Genomic DNA, 23,303 nt, shown 5'->3' on the forward strand with positions numbered 1-23,303 from the left:
TAGGTCGATCGCCCGTGCCTGGAGATCAGTTGCCGAGTTTGATCTGGTCAACGGTCCAGCAGGACGTCGGAGCTACCGTATCCGGTGTCAGGATCTGGTTCTCCGTATAGACGGCAAAGGGCTGCGTGCCGGGTTCCGGCTGCGTCTGCAACAACATCTGGATCGCGGAGGCAAGCACCTTGGCCTGATCGCGCGTATCGACCTTCACATACGACGAGAACGCCCCGCTTTCGACATTGGTGCAGCCGAGATCCTTGTTTCCGCCGCCAGTCGAGACAAGTTTGATTTGGTCCTGCTTGCCGGATTCCCGGATGGCCGCGGCAATTCCCACGTCCATGTTGTCCCACAGCCCGATAAAGCCGCACAAATCGTCGTGCTGCTTGATGATCGTGGAGGCGATGGAATGCGCTTTCGAGGCATCCCAATCCGCGGCCTGAGTGGCCACAAGTGTCGCATCCGGGTAATCCACCAAGGTATCTTCGACCCCGGCAACGCCGAGCTGGTTGGGCGGTGCGGTCACCGGGCCCTGAATCAGGGCAATTTTTCCGGATGTTCCAGAACCACAAAGACGGGCCGCTTCTTTCGCGGTTTCCACGCCCACGCCATACCAGTCTCCTCCGACGAAAGCATCCGAGTTGACCGGTGTCTTCATGTTCATCTGGATGACGTTGATGCCGGCGTCCATTGCGCGTCGGATAAGCTTGACGTAGGCCTGCATGTCTGCGTTCTGAATTATTATTATGTCCGGCTTCTCGTTGATAAGTTGCGAGATAGCCTGTGCGCCTGCATCGACGCTATAGTTGGCATCCCTGATCGTCAGCTCGTAGCCAAGCCTATCGGCATCCCGCTGCACTGCGGCCATCCAGCCTTGTGTCAGGTCCCATCCCATCGTGACCGGAACGAAAGCGACGGTCTTGCCTTCAAACGCCTTCTGGTACTTCAGGATCAGGCCGTCATCCGGGCGCTCCGCCGAGGCCGGCGCGACCTGACCCAGGACACCCAGCATTACGGCTGCGACCGCACCTATCCTCTTGAACATAGAAAGTTTCATGTCTTCCTCCCTAGAAATGTGGTTCTTTTTCCGGATCGCCCGTCTGGACCACCCGGAATTCTAGATGTCGCCTTGCTGCGATGTCTGTTCGTCGCGGGGGTTGAGCAGCGAGTCCACGATGATGGCCAGCAGCAAGATCAGACTCTTGATGATATTTTGAGCCGAATAATCCACGTTCATGATCGTCAGACCGTTCAACAGCAGTCCGATGAGAACCGTGCCCGAAATGACATTCCGGATACTGCCCTTGCCGCCCGCCAGACCGATCCCTCCGATCACCACGACCAGGATGATGTCGTAGATCATCGTCGAGCTGGCCAGCTTGGTGTTTACCGATGACACGGTCATCGCCATGATCAGGCCCGCGCAGAAAGCGACGAGGGATGCGAAGCTGTACATCAGGACCGTCATGGGCCGGATAGACATTCCGCTGTTGCGCGAAGCGAGCGGATTGTCACCGATCGCGTAGACGAAGGCGCCATAACGCGTCAGGCGCAAGGCCACGAACGCGAGACAGGAGATGATGAGGAACAGCAGAACCGGCATGGGAACCGCCGCGAGCGCACCGGTTCCGAGAGACGCAAACCAGCCCACATCGCCGCTGATGAAGATGTTCTCGCTCGACACAAGGGCAAAGCGTCCCAGCCCGGAAATCACGGTCGCCATCGCAAGCGTGGCGAAGATGGCCGGAATCTCGACATAGGCGATCAGGAATCCGTTGACCGCGCCGAAGGCCACCGCCAGCAGCAGACCCAAAAGAAGGGCCGTCTCCACCTGCATTCCTCCGGAGAAAAGCGTGAAGCTCCAGCCAGTCGAGAACACCATCACTGCGACCATCGTAAGGTCGATGCCGCGACCGATCACGACGACCGCCATTCCGATCGCCAGAATTCCCAGGATCGAGACGCTCTGCAAAAGAGAGAGCAAGTTCGATATCCGGAAAAACCCATCGAGAAAAATCGAAAACAGGACGAACAGAACCGCCGAGATGGCCATAACCATCTGTTCCTGATTCAGCGACAGAACGGCATTCCGGTCAAACTTCAATGTATTTTCCTCCCCATGACCCAAGCCGAATTCCCCGGGGTTGGTCCCAGCGATCCGACACAGGCCCGCCGCCTGGTGCGTGTTCCATTATGCACTGAAGGCAGCCTCACGCTGGCGAAGCGATCCGCGTTTGTCCAATATTGAGAAACGAGAAATATATAACCTTATCCTTATGAAAAGAGCAGGCGGCCGGTGTGTAGGCCGGTATTAAATTATGTCCGGACCCCCGGATTTCCTGGGTTTGCACGGAGATTTTGGGGATTTTCCGGAAATTGGAGCATCGGGCGAAAACTCCACTCGATGGTGGGTCGATGCCAACCCGCTCGCGGGAAACAGCCAGAATCATAACTGAAAAGCGTAATTACGACACCGGGACTTTGTTGAATGAATTATCCGACAGGTACCTTCGCCTAAGAAGTCTGACAGGGCACAAGCTTGACATCTCCCGGTTTCGTTCAGACACGAAGCGTAGTGGAATTCGGCCATCCGGAGCCAGTGGCACGCGCCGTGCGCACCGGGCTTGGAGGCAAGCGGATTGAGGAGGATGCCGACCCTTCAGATGAAGATGGCGATATCTCTTTTTGCTTTTCCACTGATGTCGAATTTTCTCAACCGCAAGACGATCTCACAAGCAGGACATTAATACTTTATCAAAAAAAGGCTTACTGGCGACAAAGAAATAAAATTATGAACAAATCTAATTTATTACTTAGGCGATCCCTAATTCGGACGGCAACAGCGCCATGTCGCCAAATTGCCGTGCACCGAAAAGATCTGGGGTCGACTTCGTTTCTTTCGGCACATAAGCGAGACACGACATGCCCGCTCTTGCGGCGGCTTCAAAACCACTGGAGCTGTCTTCTACAACCAGGCAATGCTCAGGCAGGATACGATTTGCTTGCGCAGCGTGGAGAAACACGTCCGGGGCAGGCTTGCTTGCTCCAACTTCATGCGCCGAGAACATATTGCCTTCAAACCAAGGAAGCATACCCGTTGTCTCCAACGTTGCGCACATCTTTTCCATCAATCCATTTGAAGCAACGCAAAATTTTACTTCATGATTCTTTAGTACTTTCAGCGCCTTTTTTGCACCTTTAATTGGCTTTATTTCGCTCTTCAACGAAGCTATCAATTCCTTCGAGAACGGAACCAACCAATTTTCGGGCACTTTCAAGCCTTGTTCCGATAAATACCTTTCGACATCATGCCTGCTTTTTCCTATGAACCTGTCGCAACATTCGGAAAAGGATATGTCAGCGCCGCGTGAAAGCAGAAATCTATGAAGATGCCGATTGGAGATCGTTTCGGAATCCACAAGCACACCATCGCAATCAAATATAATAAGCTGCGGAATGCGATCTGGATGCTGCACCGCAATATGTCTCTTACCTGGAATCATAGCCACATAGAGCCTTTCAAAGATATTAGCGTCGTCAACGATCAGAGAACTAACTAAATCTATAGTGCCCCTGAGCACGCACTCAGCAACCGGCTCCAGCGCCGAACCATCAACTTAACTGGAATCTGAAGCAGTTGTGACGACGTTCACAGTGTAAGCCGTAAGGACGCCACCATAAGCGTTTCCTTCTGGAATTACGGGACGTGGTATGGTTAGCCTAACTTGCTGCACCAAATTTAAAAAAATCTCTCCATCTATTCTTCGCTCTCTGGAATGAGATGTTTTTAGCAATAAGCTACGATCAACTGGGAGGTGAGGGGGAAGTTTGTGCATTACGCTTAAGATAGAATTGAATTAACGGAAGCACTCAACTAGAGACGCGATGAATAGGTTCTTACCTGACCAGTGCTCCAATCCCCAAGTAGGAACCTCAGGATCATGGAGTTCTCCATCTAGTATCACGGTTCCGGGCTGGAGATGACTGGGATAATACAGCGCATTCGGAACATTGATTCTGATCGCAAAGCGAGGCTGATCCTCATAGTAATGTCTACGCCAATCCTCCAAATTTTCGCGGGAGTCCGCAAGGGTCAGAACCAATACAAGCCCAGGAACTCTGTTCGAACCATCCATTTACCGCCTATATGCAGGCATTATCCATCGGTTTCTCAGGTCTAGAGAAGTCCAGTGCGATCCCCTTGGTAGGATCAAAAATCCAGCTTCAGTGGGTTGAACTCCGAGCTCTGATCAACACTCATGCGCTAATCGGAGCCAATATGGATATTACCAGCGGTGGCTTTCCTGAAAGTAGCAAGCAGCAGATCATCGCCGAACTGCTGTGCATAACGGGCATCCGCATCAACGCTGCTGTCGAACTCGCTGGCCGGCCCGCCCCGAACTCTCGCCGGAAAGCGTAATGCTCAAACAGGAACCGGACGACAAGGACTGAAAGACCTAGTGCAGCACCCGCCGCACGCCCGACTGCACCTTGAGGAGCGCCGGCAGGTAGATGGCGACGAGGTCGTCCAGGCTCGCCTGCGCGGCGGCCATGCCCGTGTTGAGCGCCGCCACCACCCGGTCGCGGCTATCGTAGACCGGCACGGCGAGCGACCTGAGGCCGATCTCCACTTCCTGATCGATGACGGCAAAGCCTTGCGTGCGCGTTTCACCGATACGGTTCATGATCTCGTCCGGATCGGTCAGGCTCAGCGCCGTGCGCGGGGTCAGGTCCGAGCGCTCCACGAGTGCCCGGGCCTCTTCTTCCGGCAGCGCCGCCAGCAGCACGCGGCCCATCGACGTGCAATGCGCGGGCAGCCGTGAGCCGGGCGTCAGTCCGATGGACATCACCCGTTTCTGCGCGGCCCGCGCCAGATAGACGATTTCCGTGCCGTCGAGGATCGATACCGAGCAGGACTGGCAGATCTGCTCGGTAAGCTGGTCGAGCCACGGCTGCACCACCTGCGGCAGCGGCAGCGAGGCGAGCGCCCCGAGACCCAGCCGGAGCGCGCGTGGCGTCAAAGTGAAGAACTTGCCGTCGTAGTCCGCATACCCCTCGTGATGAAGGGTGAGCAGGCAGCGGCGCGCGGTCGCCCGGTCCAGCCCCGTGGCGTCGGCGACATCGGATATCGACAGACGGGGGGTGTCGGCCCCGAAACACTCGATCACCCTCAGTCCCTTGGCGAGCGAAGCGATGTGATCCGTCGGTTTGTTCAACATGCGCACAAAATTCAGTTCTATTTGAACAAATGTCAACATGCGAACAAATTGACTGGCCGAACCGAAGCAGCGGGCCTAGACAATCCTCAACCGAGGAGGTTTCCATGGATAAGACAATAACGTCCCTTACGGCTGCGGTCGCGGACATAAAGGACGGTTCCCGACTGATGATCGGCGGCTTCGGCGGCTCCGGCGCGCCGATCGAGTTGATCCACGCCCTGATCGACCGTTTCCGCGAAACCGGCAGCCCCAGGGACCTGACGGTGATCAATAACAATGCGGGCAACGGCGGCATCGGCATCGCCGCGATGATCAAGGCCGGCATGGTCCGCAAGATGATCTGCTCCTTCCCGCGCTCGTCGAATGCGGAAGCCTTCAACGAAAAATATCTGGCCGGTGAAATCGAGCTGGAGCTCGTTCCCCAAGGCACACTCGCGGAACGCATCCGCGCAGCCGGTGCCGGCATCCCCGCCTTCTACACGCCGAGCTCCTTCGGCACCGAGCTGGCGGAAGGCAAGCCCACGGAAGAATTCGACGGCAAGATGTATGTGCGCGAACGCTGGCTGAAAGCCGACTTTGCGATCATCAAGGCGCAGGTCGGCGACACGCTCGGCAACCTCACCTACCGGTGTGCGGGCCGCAACTTCAGCCCTTTGATGGCCATGGCCGCGGACCGCACCATCGTCCAGGTCAGCCATCTGGTCGCACCCGGCGGCATCGACCCCGAAACCGTCGTCACGCCCGGCATCTTCGTCGACGGACTGGTCGCAGTTCCGGAACCTGAACAGGAAGAAATGCTCGTCCGCGCGGGAGTGGTTTACTGATGGCCTATACGAAACTCACCAACGCCCAGATCGCCTGGCGCGCCGCCCAGGACATCGAGGACGGCGCCTATGTCAACCTCGGCATCGGCTTTCCCGAAATGATCGCCAAGTTCCAGCCCGAAGGCCGGGACGTGATCTATCACACCGAAAACGGCGTGCTCGGGTTCGGCGGAGCTCCGAAAGAGGGCGAAGAGGACTGGGACCTGATCAATGCCGGCAAGAAGGCGATCACGCTGAAACCGGGTGCCTCCTTCTTTCACCATGCCGACAGCTTCTCCATGGTGCGCGGCGGCCATCTCGACCTTGCGGTCCTCGGCGCTTACCAGGTGGCCCAGAACGGCGATCTGGCGAACTGGCGTGTCGGCTCGAAGGGCGTGCCCGCCGTCGGCGGCGCGATGGACCTCGTCCACGGCGCCAAGCGGGTCGCGGTCGTCACCGACCACGTCACCAAGGACGGCAAGCCGAAGCTGGTCGAAACCTGCACCTTCCCGCTCACCGGCGTCGGCTGCGTCACCCGCGTCTACACCTCCCTTGCCGTGGTCGACATCGTCGACGGTCATTTCGTCCTGCGCGAAAAGCTTTCCGGAATGACACTGGAAAATTTGCAGGACGTGACCGGAGCACCGCTGCATCTCGAGGGCGACCCCACCGACCTGACCGTACCCGCTCTAGACTGAGGAAAGACCTGTGCAAGACGTATTTATCTGCGACTACATCCGCACACCCATTGGCCGCTTCGGCGGTGCCCTCGCCCCGGTGCGCACCGACGACCTCGGCGCGATCCCCCTCAAGGCGCTCGCGGCCCGCAACCCGGACCTGGATCTCGCGGCGATCGACGAAGTGATCTTCGGCTGTGCCAACCAGGCGGGCGAAGACAACCGCAACGTGGCGCGCATGTCTCTTCTGCTCGCCGGCTACCCGGAGACGGTCCCCGGTACCACGATGAACCGCCTGTGCGGCTCGGGCATGGATGCCGTCATCACCGCCGCCCGTGCGATCAAGGCCGGCGAGGCCGAGCTGATCGTCGCCGGTGGCGTGGAGAGCATGTCGCGCGCGCCCTTCGTCATGCCCAAGGCCGAAAGTGCCTTTTCCCGCACCAGCGAAATCCACGACACCACCATCGGCTGGCGCTTCGTCAACCCGCTGATGAAAGCCCAATACGGCGTCGACAGCATGCCGGAAACCGGCGAAAACGTCGCCGAGGATTTCAACGTCTCCCGGACCGATCAGGACGCCTTCGCCTTCCGCTCCCAGCAGAAAGCCAAGGCCGCGATGGACAATGGCAGGCTCGCCCGCGAAATCACGCCCGTCTCGATCCCGAGGCGCAAGGGCGACCCCGTCATCATCGATATCGACGAGCATCCGCGCCCGGAAACGACGCTCGAAGGTCTCGCCAAGCTGCGCGCACCCTTCCGGGACGGCGGCTCGGTTACGGCCGGCAATGCCTCCGGCGTCAATGACGGTGCCGCCGCCTTGATCGTGGCCTCCGGCGAAGCGGCAGCAAAATACGGCCTCAAGCCGATTGTCCAGGTGCTCGGCGGCGCGACCGCCGGCGTGGCGCCCCGGATCATGGGCTTCGGTCCGGCGATCGCCTCCAAAAAGCTCATGGCGCGGCTCGGCCTGGCGCAGGCGGACTTCGACGTGATCGAACTGAACGAGGCTTTCGCTTCCCAAGGGCTTGCCACCTTGCGCGATCTCGGCATCGCCGACGACGATCCGCGGGTGAACCCCAATGGCGGCGCCATCGCCCTCGGCCACCCGCTCGGCATGTCCGGCGCCCGGATCACCGGCACGGCGGCTCTGGAACTGTCGGAGAAAAACGGCCGTTATGCCCTCTCGACCATGTGCATCGGAGTTGGCCAAGGAATTGCAATTGCACTGGGAGCTTGCAACTAGTTTCGTGAACCTGAGCTGCACGTCTTTCAAAACACGAACCAAGACTAGATGATGGATTTATTAAAATTGATCCAAGGTCGATCTGATATCATATTGAAAGGTGCAGGTATATTTTTGACCTTTTCCACTACATCTATCATTTCTGAAGGCATATGGAGAAAGTTTATTTACGTCGGCGATGGGGCACATGAGGTATGTTTTGGAAAAGCACCCAAGACTATACTCAGCTCTCGAATTGCATCGGCATCATGTGCCGGTCCGCCAAAACAATTGAGCCTGAGAGGAGGTCACATGAAAGGGACATCAACATGGCTTTTTGAGCATCATAGACCTACTCGGAAGAGAACGTAGTCGATGAGTTGCGTTCGGGTGGTAGGTTTCCGTTTGCCGAACTTACGCGGTGAACCGGCTTGACCCAACGAACAAACGTTACAGATCCCGTCGGCCCGGTCAGGCCGCTTTGGAACAGCGGATCAGAGAGATTTGTCAGAGGCATATCCGGTTCGGATAGCAATGCTTGGATGTATTGCTGTGCCGAGAGTGCTGGATGATCAGTCAGAAGAAAACCCGTCAGATCTACAACGAGTTGGGCCTCCAATGAGGAACAAGTTTCTGGAGCGCCGGATGAAAGCAACGCTTCAGGAAGATCGCCAATCGGCCGTCGGGCCGAATGACGTTGGGCTATGGACTTCATGCATGACCAGCACGCAACTGATCGAAAATCCGCGTTTTGACCGTGTTCGATACGTTCTCTCGCTATGTGCCGGGGCTTGATCCACGGCCAAGTGATCGGGGAGAGGATGTTGCGAGAACCCTGAGCAGGGTGTGTTCTCGATTTCACGCAGTCGCCGACTCTAATCTTCCAAATCCCCGATTGAGCTAACGATGTTCCAGAGCATTCACAATTAACAGGAGCGACATGGAAAACTGGGCAAGAAATTGAAGTCGGTTGATTCTTTGAAACACAAAAGACGCCTCGCAGGGCCGATAGAAATAAGACACCTGCGCCACGCTGTGGCGGTCGAAAGTCATGGAAGTTTCAGAAAAGCCGCACTCGCGCTCAGAGTGAAGCAATCGACACTCAGTCGGACCATTTCTCAGATGGAAGCTCGTCTGGGTCTGATCCTTTTCGAACGAACGAGTGGCGGTGCGCGCTTAACAGAGGCGGGTGCCGAGATCGTGAAGACTTCCCGCTATCTCATCCAGTCATTGGACCAAATGACACTAAACGCCCAGGAGCTAAGCCGAGGCAATACGGGACAGTTTCGTCTTGGATTTTATACGTCCCTCTCGATGGGCAAATTACGCGCAAGGCTCACAGAATTTGCAACAAGGTTTCCCAATGTGGAACTCCTCACGATTGAAGCTTCGCGTTCGCGTCTTTTGTCTGATCTTGCCGGTGGTTTCCTGGACATAGCCATAGTCACCGGCGATCCTTCTCCTGCAGAAGTTGGCGCAAAGTCCCTCTGGACCGAACGTATTATGGTCGTCTTGCCTGAGTCGCATCCACTCGCTGACAAAAAAGTTCTCCATTGGACCGACCTGAAAGACGAAACATTCCTCTTAAGCGATCACGATCCTGGACCTGAATTGCGAGATGTCCTTGTTTCCAAGCTCGCGCCGCTCGGCGGACAACCAAAGTTAGTGGCCCACAATATCAGCCACGAAAATATCAAAGGTCTGGTTTCCGCCGGGTTCGGCGTAAGCCTCATTCTCGAAGCAAGCCTGGGGTCAAGCATTCCCGACGTTGCTTATCTTGAGGTTCGTGACGGGAATGGTCCAAGCCGTCTCAGCTTTGCTGCTCACTGGCGCAGCGACAACCATAACCCCGTTCTGGCCAACTTCATCGCTCTGCTGAAGGAACGATATCCCTCGCCTACCGATCTTGACTAACGCTCCGCCGCGCCTTCGCAAACCCACGATCCGTCGCAATGAACCGTTCCAGCATCGGAACGATCAGCCTGGCAGGATCCTCGACGGTCTGCCCGCTCTGCCGCCCAAGAATCTCGGCATAGACCACCAGATCCCGATGCAGCTTTGCGGGCAATTCCACACTCACCTTGACGGGCTTGTCGTCCGGCAACGGCCCCAGTTTCAGCTTCACCACAGTCAACCTCCGTAAGGCTCAAGCACGAGATCACGGGTGACGATCACCCGCACCGGGAAGCCCGGCCGGATAGTCAGCGTGGGCGCGACCTGCAACTGGCGCTGAACGATCTGCAGCCCGGCATCGCCGATCGTGTCCTGGGCACCTTCGCGGATAGCCTGAACCAGGCGATCGTCGTCACTTGCGGCCAGTTCCGCACCGACGCTGAGCAGCGTCGACAGCCCGGCCGCCTTGGCGAGATCCCACCAGTGGTAATCGACACCGTCTTCCAGGCCAGCGAACCCAAGCGTGTCCGCTCCCGGCTGGCGCTCAAGCACGATGGACCGGCCGTTCGGAAGGATCAGCCGGTTCCAGACGAGCAGGACACGGCGCTGGCCAAAGCCGACATCGTTGGAATATTCGCCGATGATGCGGGTGCCTTGCGGGATGAGAAGCAGTCTCCCTGTTGGACTGTCATAGACATGCTGCGTGACCTGGGCGGTGATCTGCCCGGGCAGATCGGAGCGGATCCCGGTGACGAGCGCCGCCGGGATGACGGACCCGGCCTGCAGCACATAAGGCGATGCCGGCGCCATGACACGATCGGATGCCGTGGTCCTGCGATCCACGGAGGCATTCAGGAATGCGGTATTGCCGTCTTGTGCGCTAACCCCACTTGGAACACTACCGCCGATCGACGGCACTGCGCCAAGCCCTGCAGTGTCAGATGTGGCCTGTCCCGTCTGGAAAAAGACGCGGCTGGTGCGGGCGGCCTCTTCTTCGGCAAGACGGCGCTGTTCCTGCTCGTTGAGCTTGGGCGCCTGGATTGCAGGAGGCACAACCGGCTGGCCGCGCTCCTGCGCCTTGAGGATCGGCCGACCAAGATCTCCCGGCAGGGGTGGTCCCAGCACCGGACCGGTATAGTCACTCGGCAGGGTGCTCAGCCCGTCAGCGGTGTTGCGGTTTTCCGTCGAGAACAGCTCCTCACCTCCACCGCTCCGGTCTGGTGCCTGGAGCGCATAGATCAAGGCTCCTCCGATACCGAGCAGGGCGACGAACCCGACCCCCGCCAGCACCTTGCGCGAGAGGCGCGTCACGCGTGGTGGATCTGGCCGCAGCCGCATTGCCGCTTTGACATCAGCGTTCGCGTACGGATCGCCGTCTTCCTGTTTTTGCTCCGGACCGCTCATGCCCCCTCACCTCCATTGCCGAACTTTGGTTGCTCTGAAGGATCACCAGCGCCATACCCCTTTGTCAGGCCGTTGTGCTTTCCATCCGTCCGAACGATCCTGACCGTCTGCTGGTGTTTGCCGCTGCCAAGGCGCAGTTCGGCTGCTCCGAAAATCCGGTCGACGATCAGGAAGTTCCTGTAGACGCGGCTGTTGACGATCTCCGGTTTTCCCTCAGGTCCGAGCACGAAGATCGGCGGCATCTCCCCTTGAACAATGCCACCCGGGAACTCGACATAGAACCGCCTGCCATCGTCATAGACGGAGACCGGACGCCAGGGCGGGGTGTCGCCGGTGAGACCATAGCGATAGTTCCGTGCCGCGACCGCCGGAATACGCGGCGTTGCCGGCAGGACGGGACGCTGTGAAGACGAGGACCGGGGATAGTTCCAGGCGACCGCGGCCATATAGGAGCCTTCGCCTGAGCGCAGCTCGATCCTGTAGACTCGCCGATCCGTGGTGACGACCAGATTGGTCTCTATGTCCGGGCGCGCCGGTTTGACGAGGATGTGGACCTGCGGCTCTTCGCCAGAGCCGCTGGTGGTGTCGCCGATAATCCAGCGGGCGGTGTCACCGGCTGCGATCGGACCGGCACCGGTCAGCGCTTCCCCCGGTTCCAGGGCAATGTCGGTGATCTTTCCCGGCGCGGTATAGACCTGATAGAGCGCGCCTTCCGACCAGGGATAGATCTGGATGGCATTGTAATAGCCTTCGCGGCGCGGCTCGATGCGCGCGGCCGCATTGGCATTCTCGATCTTGCCGGCTGACGTTTTTGCCGCCTTACCTCCTTTTGCGGGTGTCCAGGCCGGCGGCGTATGCAGCGGTTTGGGCCGATCGTCGCCCACCTTTCTGGGTACCGCCGGCAGCGGCGGCACAGTCTGATCGTAACTGATCTGCGGAGGCGTGTAGGTCGCGCAGCCCGCCAAAACCGTTGCCAAGAGAAGGACAGCCGCACTTGCGGCGTTCCGGAAAGCCGGAAACACGGGTTTACGGAAAACCGTCTTCATTGCCCCATCTCCCGCGACCAGTTGATGGCGTTGATATAGATGCCGAGCGGATTGGCCCGCAGCCTCTCGGCATCGCGGGGTGGCTGGATGACGATGGTCAGGATCGCGGTCCAGCGTTCGGTGGCGGAAAGCTGCCCGTTCTCGTAATGCCGCTCGGTCCAGGCAACCCGGAAACTGCCGGGCGAGGCCCGGATGACGCTGGAAACCTCGACAGCGATCTGCTGCTTGCCGACCCTGGCAAAGGGATCGTTTGACCGCGCATAGTCGTTGAGCGCGAGGGCACCGCGATCGGTGGTGAACTCATAGGCCCGGAGCCAGTTCTGCCGGACGACGATGGCATCGGCCGGAATGCTACGGACCTTCTCGATGAACCGTGCCAGATGAAACGCGATCTGCGGATCCGACGGTTCGTAGTCGGCGGTGGCCGCCGCAACCACCTGCGCCTCTCCCAGCTTGTCCACCTGCACCACCCAGGGCACGACGGTGCCGTTGACCGACTGCCAGATAAGCGCCGCGGCAAAACCACCGGAGAGGGTGAGGCAGCCGAAGGCCATCAGCCGCCAGTTCTTTGCCTGAACGCGGGCCGAGCCGATGCGCTCGTCCCAGACCTGGGCGGCCTTCTGGTAGGGTGTTACGGGCTCGGGGGATTTTCCGTAGTGAACGGAGGATCGTTTGAAAAGGCTCATGTGCGATCGCTTGTCTGGAGATTGATGGAAGCGCCGCCACCGTGGCTGTCGCCCGAACGGACGGCATGGGCAGCAGCGGACACACCGTGAGAAAGCTGCTGGGACCGCTTCATGCGCTTTGCCCAGGCAGGAGGGCCATCGGCGGCCGGAGTTGAGGACGTGGCAGAGGCATCAGGTGTACCGGCATCGCCAATCGTGCCGCCCGTTGCCTCGAAAGCTGTCCGGGCTCCAGATTGATGGCTCGCCTGAAATCTTTCCGCTGCCTTTGACTGCAGCCGTTTGAGCGGCGATGCCGCGGCCCGGGCTCCTGCACTTGCCACAGCGCCGAGGCCGGACGCGACACCGGAAACGCCTGACTGGCCGGCCGACCCGAGGCTATAAGCGGTCGAGGCTCCACCCGCCATAGCAGCACCGCCGCGAGCAGCAGCGGCGGTCCCGGACAAGGCGAGCGCGCCTCCACGGGCCGCCAGCCCGGCAGCCCCGACACCGGCCACGGCCGCACCGCCGACCGCAAGGCCGGTGCCGACGGCCGACCCGGCACCAAGCTGCGGTCCGCCTGAAACGAGACCGTTCGCGATGCCCGGACCGAAGATTCCGAGGCCGAGCAAAGACAGGGCCGCGAGGACCACGGCCATCGCCTCGTCGATCGTAGGCGTAACACCTCCGAAACCGGCGGTGAACTGCGCGAACAGCGTCGAGCCGATTCCGATGATGACGGCCAGCACCAGTACCTTGATGCCGGAAGACACGACATTCCCGAGGACACGTTCGGCCAGAAAGGCAGTTTGACCGAAAAGGCCGAAAGGAATGAGTACGAAGCCAGCCAGGGTCGTCAGCTTGAACTCGATCAGGGTGACGAAGAGCTGGATAGAGAGAATGAAGAAAGCCAGGATTACGAGCGCCCAGGCGAAGAGCAGGCAGGCGATCTGAATGAAGTTCTCGAAGAAGGCGACCCAGCCCATCAGGTCGGAGATCGATTCCAGCAGCGGCCGGCCGGCATCGAGACCAACCTGGGCCACCTTGCCCGGGCGCAGCAGATCGGCGGCGGAAAAACCGGTGCCGGAAGCCATCAGGCCGAGACCGGCAAAACTCTCGAAAACGATCAGGGCGAGACTGTTCCAGTTGCCGATGAGATAGGCAAAGATGCCGACAAACAGCGTCTTCTTCACGAGCCGGGCGATGATGTCGTCCTCGGCACCCCAGGACCAGAAGAGCGCGGCCAGCGTCACATCGATGACGATCAGCGTTGTCGCGATGAAGGCTACCTCACCGCCGAGCAGACCGAAGCCGCTGTCGATGTAGCTGGTGAAGACTCCGAGGAAATTGTCTATGACACCGGTCCCGCCCATGGATCACCGAGCCTCACCGGTTAGAGGATCCCGGCCAAGGAAACGGTCTCGGGTTTTCTGCCAGGTTGCCAGACAGTCTTCGTCATCGACCGCAGCCCGGCCCATCCGCTGACAGCGGCGCAGATCGGCGCGCAAAGGATCGGAAGATGATGGAGCGACCGGTGCAGACAGGACGGGCGCTGGCTCGTCCTTGCGGGACATCTCGATCAGGCTTGCGGTGATGGCGATCGCGACGAAGACGATTGCTGCCAGCCGGGCCAGCATCCTGCCGTCCATGGGGATGTCCTTCCAAAAAAAATCAGTTGTTGAACATGCGCGCGTTGCCGGGCTGGTAACCGGAACCCGGCGTCAGGAAACGCTGGCGCTGGATGCGGCCCTGTTCGGCCGCGGCTGTTCGTTCCGCTTCAGTTAGTGCGATCGCCCGGCCATTGGCGGCGACCACAGCGGTGAGATCGGAAAGCTGCTGGGCCTGGAGCGCCAGAAGCTGGTTGCCCGCCTGGGCGGTCTGAAGCGCACCGGTCGCCCCCTGGCTCTGTCCGATCAGCGCGGACATCTGGGTCCGGTTGGTCTCGATATTGCCGACGACGCCTGCCTGTACGCGCAGGGCGTCCTGGAGGCCGCCGACCGTGTTCTGCCAGCGGCTGCGGGCTCCAGCGACCAGTTGCTGTTCGCTCGCGTTCAGGTCTATGTTGCCATATTGCTGCTGGAACAGCTGATCGATCTGCTGGACATCGAACGCAATGTTTTGAGCCTCTTGCAGAAGCTGCTGCGTCCTCTGCACGGACTGCTGGAGCTGCTGCAGAGCCGAATAGGGAAGACTGGCGAGATTGCGGGCCTGGTTGATCAGCATCTGCGCTTCATTCTGAAGCTGGACGATCTGGTTGTTGATCTGCTCCAGCGTTCGGGCCGCCGTCAGCACATTCTGGGCATAGTTCGACGGATCGAACACGACCCGCCAGGCATAGGCATGTGGGGCAAAGGCGACGGAGCCGAATGTGGGAATGGTGAGGAGTGCGGCAGCAACAACAAATGCGCGGGATCGACGGAACGTCATGAGGAGGTCTCCAGGTTGGTAAGGTCGGGGATGAGATCGGCCGCCCAGGGAAGACCGCGGTGGCGCAGCCAGGCGTCGAGGAAACCTTCGCGGCTGTTAGCCGCGAGAATGCCGGCGATGGCTGTCTGATCGGTCTTCGAGGAGGTCGCGCAAAGGGCCAGCGCGACTTCGGAAAGACCGAGTTCGAAGAGCCGGTTGCCGCGCCGGGACTGGCAGTAGTAGTCGCGCTTGGGCGTTGCCCGCGCGAGGATCTCGATCTGACGGTCATTGAGACCGAAGCGGCGATAGATAGCGGCAATCTGCGGTTCGATCGCGCGTTCGTTCGGCAGCAGGAGCCGTGTCGGGCAGCTCTCGATGATGGCGGGCGCAATGGCCGAGCCATCTATGTCGGATAGAGACTGGGTGGCGAAGACGACAGAGGCGTTCTTCTTTCGGAGCGTCTTCAGCCATTCCCGGAGCTGGCTTGCAAACCCCTCGTCGTCGAGCGCCAGCCAGCCTTCATCAATGATGATCAGGATCGGCGATCCGTCGAGTTGGTCCTCGATCCGGTGAAACAGATAGGCGAGCACGGCAGGCGCCGCACCTGTACCGATCAGCCCCTCGGTCTCGAAGGCCTGAACGCTGCTCGAGCCCAGGTGCTCGCTCTCTGCATCGAGCAGCCGGCCATTGGCACCGCCGATGCAATAGGGCCGCAAGGCCTGTTTGAGATCGATGGACTGGAGCAGCACGGAAAGTCCGGTGAGCGTCCGTTCGTCTCTCGGCGCAGAGGCAAGCGATGTCAGCGCCGTCCAGATATGGTCCTTTACGTCCGGGTTGACGGTGACGCCTTCACGCATGAGGATGGCGGCGATCCAGTCGGCGGACCAGGAGCGCTCGGCGGCGGCATCGATCCGGGCAAGAGGCTGCAGCGACACGCTGCCGCCTTCGGTGAGGCCGCCGCCGAGATCGTGCCAGTCACCGCCCATGGCGAGGCACGCTGCACGGATCGATCCCCCGAAATCGAAGGCGAACACCCTGGAGTTCCTATAACGCCGGAACTGCAGCGCCATCAGCGCCAGCAGGACGGACTTGCCCGCCCCTGTCGGGCCGACGACAAGCGTGTGGCCGACGTCACCAACATGCAGAGAAAACCGGAACGGGGTCGAGCCTTCCGTCTTGCCGTAGAGCAAGGGAGGAGACGAAAGATGCTCGTCCCGCTCCGGCCCCGCCCACACCGCACTTGAGGGGATCATGTGGGCGAGATTGAGGGTCGAGATTGGAAGCTGGCGGACATTGGCGTAGACGTGTCCCGGCAGCGAGCCAAGCCAGGCGTCCACAGCGTTGAGGGTCTCCGGCATGGCGGTGAAATCGCGACCCTGGATGACCTTTTCCACGAGCCGCAGCTTCTCCTCGGCGATCTTGCTGTCAGTATCCCAGACAGTCACGGTCGCCGTGACATAGGCGATGCCTGCATGGTCCGCGCCGAGTTCCTGAAGCGCCAGGTCGGCATCGGCTGCCTTGTTCGCGGCATCGGTGTCGACGAGTACCGACTGCTCGCTGGTCATCACCTCCTTCAGGATCGCAGCTAAGGATTTGCGCTTGGCGAACCACTGACGGCGGATCCGGGTCAGGAGTTTTGTCGCGTCCGTCTTGTCCAACAGGATGGCGCGGGTTGACCAGCGATAGGGAAAGGCCAGCCGGTTGAGATCATCGAGCAGGCCCGGCGTCGTCACGGACGGGAACCCGGTAATCGTAAGGACCCGCAGATGCGACGGTCCGAGTCTCGGCTCCAGGCCGCCGGCGATCGGCTGATCCGCAAGCAGCGCATCCAGATAAACCGGCGTCTCCGGCACGCGGACACAGTGCCGATTGGTTGAGACCGTCGAGTGCAGATAGGTCAGTGTCCCGGCATCATCGAGCCATATGCATTCGGGCATGAAGGCGTCGATGAGCTGGAGGATCCGGTCGGTGCGATCGACGAAACCGGTGAGCACCTCCTGCGGGTTGATGTCATTCGTCTCCCGGCCTTCGAAGAGCCAGCGTTCCGCGCGGGCGGCTTCTTCGGCCGGCGGCAGATAGGTGAAGGTGAGGAAATAGCTCGATTCAAAGTGCGCTCCAGCTTCTTCGAAGCTTGCCTTGCGCTCCGCATCAACCAGCGCGGACGCCGCATCCGGAAAACTGCTGTCAAGGTAGTGATTGGCGGCATGGCGCTGTGCCTCGACGAAGATAACCCATCCGGAGCCAAGACGGCGGAAGGCATTGTTGAGACGGCCGGTGACTGCAACGAGTTCGGCGGGAACAGCACTGTCGAGATCCGGCCCGCGGAATCGGGCCGTGCGCTGGAAACTGCCGTCCTTGTTGAGCACCACACCCTTCTCGACCAGGGCAGCCCACGGCAGATAATCGGCAAGGCGGCTGTTGCGCGTTCGGTATTCGGAGAGGTTCATCATCAGCAGGGCCTCCGCTCACACGCTCAGATGCGCGGGAAAGCGCAGGTGCCGGCGTCCAACTTCAGCGAAGAGCGGGTCACGCTTTGCGGCCCAGACCGCGGCGAGATGCCCGATCAGCCAGATGGCAAGCCCGACCAGCCAGAGGCGCAGGCCGAGACCGACGGCGCCGGCAAGCGTTCCGTTCAGGATCGCGATGGCACGGGGCGCACCACCGAGCAGGATCGGCTCGCTCAACGACCGATGCACCGCCACGGTGAAACCCGGCACCACATCACGCTGTTCGAACGTCTCTGCCATCAGATCAGTGCCCCGCCACCGAAGGAGAAGAACGACAGGAAGAAGGAACTGGCGGCGAAGGCGATCGACAGGCCGAAGACGATCTGGATGAGCCTGCGGAAGCCGCCGGACGTGTCGCCGAAGGCCAGCGACAGGCCGGTTACGATGATGATGATCACTGCGACGATCTTGGCGACTGGGCCCTCGATGGATTCCAGTATCGACTGCAGCGGTGCTTCCCAGGGCATGGAAGACCCGGCAGCGTGAGCGGCTGGAACCGCGAGCAGGCTGATATGAAGCATAGCGACGGCAGTCGCGATGGGATGGAGCACGCGAAAGGTGGTTCGGATCATCAATGATCTCCTGAGTGGGAGGGAGTTGTTGGAATGGCCCGGGAAACGCGGTAGTCGCCGTCGGGACCAAGACCTTCGACACGGGCAAGCTCCACGAGCCGTCGCTGAGAACCGCGGCCGGCGAGCACAGCGATCAAGTCGATCGTCTCCGCGATCAGGGCGCGGGGAACCGTGACCACGGCCTCCTGGATGAGCTGTTCGAGCCGGCGCAAAGCTCCGATGGCGGAGCCGGCGTGGATGGTGCCAATGCCGCCCGGATGACCCGTGCCCCAGGACTTCAGGAGGTCCAGAGCTTCGGGTCCGCGCACCTCGCCGATTGGAATGCGGTCGGGGCGCAGACGCAGGGAAGACCTGACGAGATCAGAGAGCGAGGCGACGCCGTCCCTGGTGCGCATGGCAACGAGGTTGAGCGCGGCGCACTGAAGCTCGCGGGTGTCCTCGATGAGGATTACACGGTCGGAAGTTTTGGCGACTTCGGCCAGAAGCGCGTTGGTCAGCGTGGTCTTGCCGGTACTGGTCCCGCCGGCAACGAGAATGTTTGCGCGCGTCGCGACGCCCGAGCGGAGTGTCTCGGCCTGTGCCGGCGTCATGATCCCAGCGGCAACGTAGTCCTCGAGGGTAAAAACAGCGACGGCGGGCTTGCGGATGGCGAAGGCCGGAGCGGCAACGACAGGAGGAAGAAGACCTTCGAAGCGTTCACCCGTCTCTGGGAGTTCGGCCGAAACACGCGGCGCGCCGTGGTGCACCTCAACGCCGACATGGTGCGCGACCAGGCGCACGATGCGTTCGCCGTCAGCAGGGGACAACCGTTCATCGGTATCAGACAGGCCTTCGGAGAGGCAATCAATCCAGATGCGCCCGTCCGGGTTCAGCATCACCTCGATGACAGCGGGATCTTCCAGAAGACAAGCGATTGCCGGCCCGAGCGCCGTGCGGAGCATCCGTGCGCTACGTGCCTGGCGTTCCGGGTCTTGATGTGATGGTGCCATGGGATCCCCGTTGATGCCGGGGACGACACGAAAGTTCCCGGACGGGGATGATTAAAAGGACCTGATTTTGGAAGGGTTCAATAGCTGTTTAAAGGCGTAGTAGTGTAGCGTGTAAAGACAGGGGAAAGGCGGTTGGTTTTGCGCATTTAAGACCCAGCTACCGTCGCTTCGAATGGCCCGCTTAGTGCCTGAAATCGACTCGCAGCTTGAAGTTGCAGCGACGTCTGAACTGGATGGTCAGCGAGAGATAGCTGCTGTATTCAACAGTAGGCCGAATTTAGGTACAACTTGATCGAGTACAATGATGGGTGTTCAAGTTTTGCATCATAACAAATTGAAAAAACTGACAACTCTTTGGCCCTGAATTAGGATCGATCGCAGCGCCGGGAAAACACTAATTATTCCATATACGGCAGGAAGACCAGTCCATACGAATTGAATAAACGATAAGCGCTAAAGATCCAGCAACACGGCAGCATAAACACTGAGTTGCCAATCTCGAAATCACCCGTAAATAATAATCCTTTCTGTAATTGGAAAACTGCGATGCCTAATATGGATGTTGTGATTCTAGTAGCACTTACTGAAGAGCTAGAGGCATTCTGTAAATATGGATTCTACCAACTTGGTTCAAAAAAAAGCCTAGGCCCCTTCAAATTTTACGAGTTTTCTTTTTTCGACAAAATGAATACGAGGCGAAATGGTACATTGGTGTTAGTCAATGATATGGGGAGTAGGATTCGAGACGCCGCGATGGCTGCCTGCAGCGAGTTTAGGCCGGATCTTGTTCTAAATATTGGAATTTCGGGGCGACTAAGCAATGATGCCAAAATCGGCGATATTGTAATTGCTAGCCAAATTAATCTTTACGCCGAGAGGGGAGCTGCTGTTCCTGAAGGTGAAGGGTACGTATTACAGCCTGGCGGTTCGGCAATTCCAATCGAGCGTGAATTGAGGAACGCGATCTCCGAACCGCAGTTTTTATCAGATGTTGCGTTTCCAACTTTTGATGCCTTCTGCAGACAAACGAAAATCGAAATCTCGACCGAAGGCGAACACCAGTATCGAGCTTGGATCGACGATGAAGAAGTTGCGTATGTGCCTACCGCTGTTGTTGGTCCGTTCGCGGCGGGCCCGTTGGTCGGCAAAGCGGAAGGATTCAAACATTTTTTGAAAGGCATCGATAAGAACGTTTTGGCAATCGACATGGAAAGCGGTTATGTCGGTGACGCAATTGAGAATATGAATCGAAAAAACCGGCCCAATTTTTTAGCCGTGCGTGCAGTAAGTGATCCAGGCGACCATCGCAAAAAGGATTTTGATGCCATCGGAAATGGTGCTTTCCGAAAATGGGCCATGAACAATATTGTTCAAATAATTCAACATTTTCTTGAGAAGGAAGCAGAATTCCCAGAAAAACCAATCAGTGACGTTGCAAAGATCGAAAGATTGCCTAGAAACTCACCCCCTAACGGCGAAAAAGTTCAACATCATTACGCGGAAAGCTATCCGGGGCAAAAGGTTAACACTAGAGCAGATATAGATGCAAAAAATAATCGATTTTCTAATCTACGGCGCAGCGTAGATGGGGAACACCATTCTATTACATACCAAGAGTTCTTGGAAGAACTCTTGTCCGCCGCTGATGGGGCCAAATATCTGGTGGAAGGCGCAGGTGGCTGTGGCAAAAGTTCTATGCTTAGGTTTGCCGAAGACGAAATCAACAATATGGCGGACCAGCATTACGCCATATATGTGAATTCTCGTCTCGTATTCGACGTTTTACCAAATCAACAAGCCGACATTGCAGCAAGAGAATACTTTAAGAATATACTATCAATAAACGCTAAGAAGGGCGCGAAACTTGTCGTTCTTTTAGATGAGCTATTCGGCCATCCAAGAGAAGAGATGGTTGTTACCGCTCTTCTTGACGTTCTGGCGAGCATTAAAGGTAAAGCTGTTCTAGCATTCGGTTTCGATCACTATGAAACATCGAAATCCAATCGTGGCTCTCATGATGGACTTTACCTATATAGGATGCGTTACGATGCAGAATTTCGCCTGAAGAACACTAACGTCTTTGAACCCAAAAAAACCATCCCAATAATTGAAGGAATTTTGCAAACAACTGATCCAATTATTATCGGAACCACAGCAAAAAATATCTTAGATGAAGTCAAACGGTTGGGATTTCCTTATCTAAACACGTTTGTTGTCTCTCTTGTTTTGGAAAATCACGGCAAAAGACTGTTTGAAGAAAGTAGATCTAGCACCGAATTTATACTTCATGCAATGCGAGACGAACTGAAGTTGCGACTAGATGGTTCCTCAATGCAGGTGAAATTCGATGATATTTGTGTTGAGGCGCTAAGAGTTCACATTCCAGAATTATCTAGAAAAGGTGTCTCGCAAAAAAGAGAATGGCTGCGGGAGTATTATGACGAGAATTTCGCTCAGTTCCCAAAACTCGTACAAACTAGTCTTATTGCAAATGCTGTAGCCAAGTTAATGGCATACCCCCCAAGCGGGAGCCAGCAATTGTTCGAGTCTTTGGAAATTGACCCTCAAGATTTCTACTCTATTGTGTTCGGATGCGATGTGACATCTAGCATCAAAGATCTGCTGCATAATGAAGAGTTAGAGGATCGCCTCTTACGGTCAGCGATTTCTATCTGTGACAAAGTCGAAGGACCAAGCTTATCGTTTGCATTATACCTTGCAGGACGTGCAGTATCAGCAAACGGCAAAGCGATTGCGAAAGAAATTTTCAGACTGACGAATTTTTTGCGGGAAAAAGACCCTGCTGATATGTCGATGAAAGACGTTCGGTCGATATCGTCGGTAAGCAGGGAAGATAAGTTTTTACGCTTGGCAACGCGAACTCATTTTATCAGCGCAGCGTATGCAGGAGAGGCGGATATTACATCTGAGTATATTCGCCGCGTTCTAAATGACCCTATTGAAGAGAGTTTGAATAGAACATTTCATTTAGAATATTATGGTGATCATCCAACGAAATCTTTTGGCTCAGCTAGTATTAGTGTCCGCCTCGAACTCGACGATAGCTCTGAAGGCTGGAAACGCACTAGGGGAGTACTGACGCAACGAATTACATCGGCAATTGCTAATGCGGAGTTTTCGCAAGTTCACAGAATTCACATACTCACGTATTTTTGTATAATTAAGAATAAGCACGAAGCAGGCACACTTTCCAAAGAAGAAATTTCAGACGCAAAAGATATAGTTAATAAATTGAAGCCATTTACCGTTGAATTAGGGAAGCAACTAACTGGTTTTTTGCAGGTTCTTGATTATGTTTTGCAATTTGATCGATTTGATATTGTTGACATTATTAAGAAACTTTACTCAATCAAGATTACACAGCGCTTCGGTTGGGTATCTAGAAATTTTGGACCAAAGGGTGAAAGTTTAGAGACAGTTGGCTCTCATGTTTTGGGCGCTTTGCTATTGGCAGACATCTTGCTACCCGATTTCTATCCACACATGAAAGCGCATGAGGTCCAAAAAGTGAAAGACATATTGCTGACCCATGACATCGGCGAGGCTTTTGTCGGAGATTTCCACCCAAATAATCAAGAAAAACGAGAAGAAGAAAAAAGGGCAATTGCCTTAATTGACTCTATGCGTGTTTACGGAGACTTCTCTAATCTTAGATCATTTGGAAGTCGTTTTGAAGAATATTCGGATGGAATGACATTCGAAGCAAAATTGGCAATGGGTTTCGACAAGCTTGATGCAATCGTTCAAGCTATGATTTACAAACACAAATTCAACAATATTGAAGAGTTTGACAATTTTGTTTCTGAAAACTTGGGCCGGATATCAGATGTCAAAATAAGGAAGTTTGCCCAAAGAGTTCTTAGCCGCGCCGGTATACATTAGCGCGGTCAC

21 protein-coding genes and 1 pseudogene are annotated in these 23,303 nt (G+C 57.3%); 7 read left to right on the forward strand and 15 right to left on the reverse strand.

Annotated elements, in window-relative coordinates:
- Positions 1-25 precede the first annotated feature (25 nt).
- The 3 genes from RBB46_RS09105 to RBB46_RS09115 form a co-directional block, all read right to left on the reverse strand.
- Positions 26-1,051 carry a sugar ABC transporter substrate-binding protein gene (locus RBB46_RS09105; RefSeq protein ID WP_152505180.1) on the reverse strand — a complete coding sequence of 342 codons (1,026 nt, stop codon included), beginning with the start codon at positions 1,049-1,051 and terminating at the stop codon, positions 26-28.
- Between the two features lie 60 nt (positions 1,052-1,111).
- Positions 1,112-2,098: an ABC transporter permease gene (locus tag RBB46_RS09110; RefSeq protein WP_269585038.1), complete on the reverse strand. Its 987-nt coding sequence runs from the start codon at positions 2,096-2,098 to the stop codon at positions 1,112-1,114.
- 709 nt (positions 2,099-2,807) lie between these two features.
- Positions 2,808-3,575: an HAD family phosphatase gene (locus tag RBB46_RS09115; RefSeq protein WP_152509089.1), complete on the reverse strand. Its 768-nt coding sequence runs from the start codon at positions 3,573-3,575 to the stop codon at positions 2,808-2,810.
- 698 nt (positions 3,576-4,273) lie between these two features.
- On the opposite strand from RBB46_RS09115, the gene RBB46_RS09120 reads away from it, so the two are divergent.
- Positions 4,274-4,414, forward strand: a complete 141-nt coding sequence (locus tag RBB46_RS09120; RefSeq protein WP_173013793.1) for a hypothetical protein — start codon at positions 4,274-4,276, stop codon at positions 4,412-4,414.
- 37 nt (positions 4,415-4,451) lie between these two features.
- Here the strand turns inward: RBB46_RS09120 and RBB46_RS09125 are convergent, their stop codons facing one another.
- Complete coding sequence (locus RBB46_RS09125) at positions 4,452-5,213, reverse strand: IclR family transcriptional regulator C-terminal domain-containing protein (protein WP_152505178.1); 762 nt, start codon at positions 5,211-5,213, stop codon at positions 4,452-4,454.
- A gap of 104 nt (positions 5,214-5,317) precedes the next feature.
- Between RBB46_RS09125 and RBB46_RS09130 the strand changes: the two genes are divergently transcribed.
- The 5 genes and pseudogenes from RBB46_RS09130 (at position 5,318) to RBB46_RS09150 (ending at position 9,826) form a co-directional block, all read left to right on the forward strand.
- Positions 5,318-6,037: a 3-oxoacid CoA-transferase subunit A gene (locus RBB46_RS09130; RefSeq protein ID WP_306028753.1), complete on the forward strand. Its 720-nt coding sequence runs from the start codon at positions 5,318-5,320 to the stop codon at positions 6,035-6,037.
- Positions 6,037-6,714, forward strand: a complete 678-nt coding sequence (locus RBB46_RS09135; protein WP_306028663.1) for a 3-oxoacid CoA-transferase subunit B — start codon at positions 6,037-6,039, stop codon at positions 6,712-6,714. The genes RBB46_RS09130 and RBB46_RS09135 overlap by 1 nt, the downstream gene beginning before the upstream one ends.
- Before the next feature lie 10 nt (positions 6,715-6,724).
- The gene (gene pcaF / locus RBB46_RS09140; RefSeq protein ID WP_306028664.1) at positions 6,725-7,933 is read left to right on the forward strand and encodes a 3-oxoadipyl-CoA thiolase; all 1,209 of its coding nucleotides are present in this window, start codon (positions 6,725-6,727) and stop codon (positions 7,931-7,933) included.
- Positions 7,934-8,363: 430 nt separating this feature from the next.
- Positions 8,364-8,768, forward strand: a pseudogene (locus tag RBB46_RS09145) (IS3 family transposase); the annotation flags it as partial.
- 122 nt (positions 8,769-8,890) lie between these two features.
- Positions 8,891-9,826, forward strand: coding sequence for a LysR family transcriptional regulator (locus RBB46_RS09150; protein ID WP_306028754.1), 936 nt, complete (start codon positions 8,891-8,893; stop codon positions 9,824-9,826).
- On the opposite strand, the gene RBB46_RS09155 is transcribed toward RBB46_RS09150, so the two are convergent.
- From RBB46_RS09155 to trbB, 11 genes are read right to left on the reverse strand one after another with little or no spacing between them, the layout of a single operon-like run.
- Positions 9,810-10,040, reverse strand: a complete 231-nt coding sequence (locus RBB46_RS09155; protein ID WP_306028665.1) for a DUF2274 domain-containing protein — start codon at positions 10,038-10,040, stop codon at positions 9,810-9,812. The genes RBB46_RS09150 and RBB46_RS09155 overlap by 17 nt on opposite strands.
- Positions 10,041-10,042: 2 nt before the next feature.
- Positions 10,043-11,209 carry a TrbI/VirB10 family protein gene (locus RBB46_RS09160; protein WP_306028666.1) on the reverse strand — a complete coding sequence of 389 codons (1,167 nt, stop codon included), beginning with the start codon at positions 11,207-11,209 and terminating at the stop codon, positions 10,043-10,045.
- Positions 11,206-12,255, reverse strand: coding sequence for a P-type conjugative transfer protein TrbG (gene trbG / locus RBB46_RS09165; RefSeq protein ID WP_306028667.1), 1,050 nt, complete (start codon positions 12,253-12,255; stop codon positions 11,206-11,208). Before trbG ends, RBB46_RS09160 begins: the two co-directional genes overlap by 4 nt.
- Entirely contained in the window at positions 12,252-12,941 is a 690-nt protein-coding gene (gene trbF / locus RBB46_RS09170; RefSeq protein WP_306028668.1) for a conjugal transfer protein TrbF, read from the reverse strand. The genes trbG and trbF overlap by 4 nt, the downstream gene beginning before the upstream one ends.
- Positions 12,938-14,290, reverse strand: coding sequence for a P-type conjugative transfer protein TrbL (gene trbL, locus RBB46_RS09175; protein WP_306028669.1), 1,353 nt, complete (start codon positions 14,288-14,290; stop codon positions 12,938-12,940). The genes trbF and trbL overlap by 4 nt, the downstream gene beginning before the upstream one ends.
- 3 nt (positions 14,291-14,293) lie before the next feature.
- Complete coding sequence (trbK-alt, locus tag RBB46_RS09180) at positions 14,294-14,566, reverse strand: putative entry exclusion protein TrbK-alt (protein WP_306028670.1); 273 nt, start codon at positions 14,564-14,566, stop codon at positions 14,294-14,296.
- 22 nt (positions 14,567-14,588) lie between these two features.
- Positions 14,589-15,344 carry a P-type conjugative transfer protein TrbJ gene (gene trbJ / locus RBB46_RS09185; RefSeq protein ID WP_306028671.1) on the reverse strand — a complete coding sequence of 252 codons (756 nt, stop codon included), beginning with the start codon at positions 15,342-15,344 and terminating at the stop codon, positions 14,589-14,591.
- On the reverse strand, positions 15,341-17,773 hold the full coding sequence (gene trbE, locus RBB46_RS09190; protein ID WP_306028672.1) for a conjugal transfer protein TrbE: 2,433 nt from the start codon (positions 17,771-17,773) through the stop codon (positions 15,341-15,343). Before trbE ends, trbJ begins: the two co-directional genes overlap by 4 nt.
- 15 nt (positions 17,774-17,788) lie before the next feature.
- Positions 17,789-18,070, reverse strand: a complete 282-nt coding sequence (locus RBB46_RS09195) for a VirB3 family type IV secretion system protein (protein WP_306028673.1) — start codon at positions 18,068-18,070, stop codon at positions 17,789-17,791.
- The gene (locus RBB46_RS09200; RefSeq protein WP_306028674.1) at positions 18,070-18,402 is read right to left on the reverse strand and encodes a TrbC/VirB2 family protein; all 333 of its coding nucleotides are present in this window, start codon (positions 18,400-18,402) and stop codon (positions 18,070-18,072) included. Before RBB46_RS09200 ends, RBB46_RS09195 begins: the two co-directional genes overlap by 1 nt.
- Positions 18,402-19,391 carry a P-type conjugative transfer ATPase TrbB gene (gene trbB, locus RBB46_RS09205; protein ID WP_306028675.1) on the reverse strand — a complete coding sequence of 330 codons (990 nt, stop codon included), beginning with the start codon at positions 19,389-19,391 and terminating at the stop codon, positions 18,402-18,404. Before trbB ends, RBB46_RS09200 begins: the two co-directional genes overlap by 1 nt.
- Before the next feature lie 546 nt (positions 19,392-19,937).
- Here trbB and RBB46_RS09210 point away from each other — a divergent pair.
- The gene (locus RBB46_RS09210; protein WP_306028676.1) at positions 19,938-23,294 is read left to right on the forward strand and encodes an HD domain-containing protein; all 3,357 of its coding nucleotides are present in this window, start codon (positions 19,938-19,940) and stop codon (positions 23,292-23,294) included.
- Positions 23,295-23,303: the final 9 nt, after the last annotated feature.

It is taken from the genome of Stappia sp. MMSF_3263 (assembly GCF_030733745.1).
Taxonomy (GTDB): domain Bacteria; phylum Pseudomonadota; class Alphaproteobacteria; order Rhizobiales; family Stappiaceae; genus Stappia.